The sequence below is a fragment of the Pseudomonas sp. ICMP 8385 genome (assembly GCF_002699915.1).
Lineage (GTDB): Bacteria > Pseudomonadota > Gammaproteobacteria > Pseudomonadales > Pseudomonadaceae > Aquipseudomonas > Aquipseudomonas gessardii.
Window position 1 is genome coordinate 1 of sequence record NZ_LKBY01000014.1, and the last position, 1,782, is coordinate 1,782.

2 protein-coding genes are annotated in these 1,782 nt (G+C 56.2%); both read right to left on the reverse strand.

The window, feature by feature from the left end; genetic code table 11:
- Positions 1-13: 13 nt before the first annotated feature.
- On the reverse strand, positions 14-958 hold the full coding sequence (locus AO268_RS04605; protein ID WP_257154339.1) for a tyrosine-type recombinase/integrase: 945 nt from the start codon (positions 956-958) through the stop codon (positions 14-16).
- Entirely contained in the window at positions 955-1,362 is a 408-nt protein-coding gene (locus tag AO268_RS04610; protein WP_084342291.1) for a hypothetical protein, read from the reverse strand. The genes AO268_RS04605 and AO268_RS04610 overlap by 4 nt, the downstream gene beginning before the upstream one ends.
- Positions 1,363-1,782: the final 420 nt, after the last annotated feature.

Below are 1,782 nucleotides of genomic sequence, written 5' to 3' on the forward strand. Positions count from 1 at the left end.
GTTGCTGCCTGCCTTAAGGGTGGCCGGATGAGCGTGGAATGGGTGGCCGGATCATCGTGGAATCAGTGGCCGGATGTTTATGGAATAGGTGGCCGGATGGCCGTGGAATCCGCACGGTAAGGGGTACCCGGTGAGCCTTGCCCGCTTTCATGCGTTCTGCTGGGATGTACCAGATTTTCTCCTCCCAATCTATTTCCGGCCACTGGGCCCCGCTCACCTCTTGGTTACGGGTCGCAGTCAGAATTGCGAATTCAGCAGCACGAGCTGCTGCCCCATCCAGGGAATCGAGCCTGGCCAACAGCTCGGCAGTGCGTAAAGGTGTCGGAGACGGGAAGGGGACTACCGTATGCGATTGCTTGGGCAAGAGCTTGTCGAGATGACCACGCCACCGTGCGGGGTTTTCACCTTGCCGAAGCTTCAGTGCCTTCGCTGCATCGAGCACGAGCTCTATGCGATTCCGGACGCGGTTCGCCGTGACGGGGATCTTGCTCCAGATCGGCGTCAGCACATCCAGGATATCGTCCGTGTCGACCTCGGCTATCCGAAATCCGCCTATGACAGGGTAGACATGCTTCGTGAGTGAATTCTGCCATTGCTGGTGATGCTTCTTAGACCAACTCGACGAATGCGTGCGTATGTACCTTTCCGCCGAAGACCGAAACGTGTGGCTCGTTGTAGTTCGTGAGGCTTTGGCGGCTTTGGCCTTCGCACGCTCAGCGGCTGGATCGACGCCACGGGCGATATCGAGCCGGTACTTGTCAGCCTCCAGCCGTGCGTCTCTGAGGCTCAAGGCAGGGAATGTCCCCAGGGCCAGATCGTGCCGCTGCTTCGCCAGCATATAGCGAAAGACCCAACTTTTTCGCAGGGTAGCTGACACACGAAGAATCAACCCTCGGCCGTCCTGGTAGGAGCCGGGCTGGTCGACATCCTTGACGAACTTAGGGGTCAGTTTGCTCATGAGGTGCCCTCGGTCACCGGGCCATTCTTTTCATCCACCGGCACGTCATCCTGAAAAGCGAGAGAAATGTTCTCCGTTGGGACAAGGTGAAGGCAAGCAAGCTCGTACCCCGCATCTGAAACGAGGTGTAAACCGGAGCGATCAACGGCGAGAACGGAAATCGCTCCAGGCTCGTCATCAAGCGCTTCACCAAGCCAGTTACTGAGTGCGTCTTCTACTGCCAGCATCGACCCAAAGAAATAGACCATTTCCTTGGCTTCACCGAGTAGTTCGGAGCGAGGTCCAATCTGCGGCCGTAAACCGTCACGGAAGATGGACTCAAGATTACGGGTTGGCGTGACGTGGTAAATCTCACCAGAAATCGGCTCGCTTTGAGCGTGCTCATTCGAAGCATGGTTTTTCACTACGGATTCCTCGCGGCTCGTTTGTTCGCAGGCGCTGATACTGCAATCGCGCCAGATCTCGCCGGAATGTAGGAGGATAAGGTATCCCCGTACAAAATGGCTACAGGTCTTATTTAACGTGGCCTGTGAGAAAACCAAAATTCTTTGTCCCACACCATGGCCCACAGTTGCTTACCAATGGAAAATATCCACTTGGAGGCAGAATGTGAGCGTTGGCCTGCAGACGAAAGCTTTGGGGTAATAGGGGGGGGGTTAGCAATGGGGGGGAGGAGGGGGCCCGGAAACCGTATGTGCCCCCGGGGTATCGCTGTAATACTATTGCTTAGGGAAACTCTGAAAAAGACTTTCTGATTTGGCAAAATACCGCGACCCCACCCACCGAGTTTCCCGATGAAGCAGATGACCTTCGCCGACGCCGAG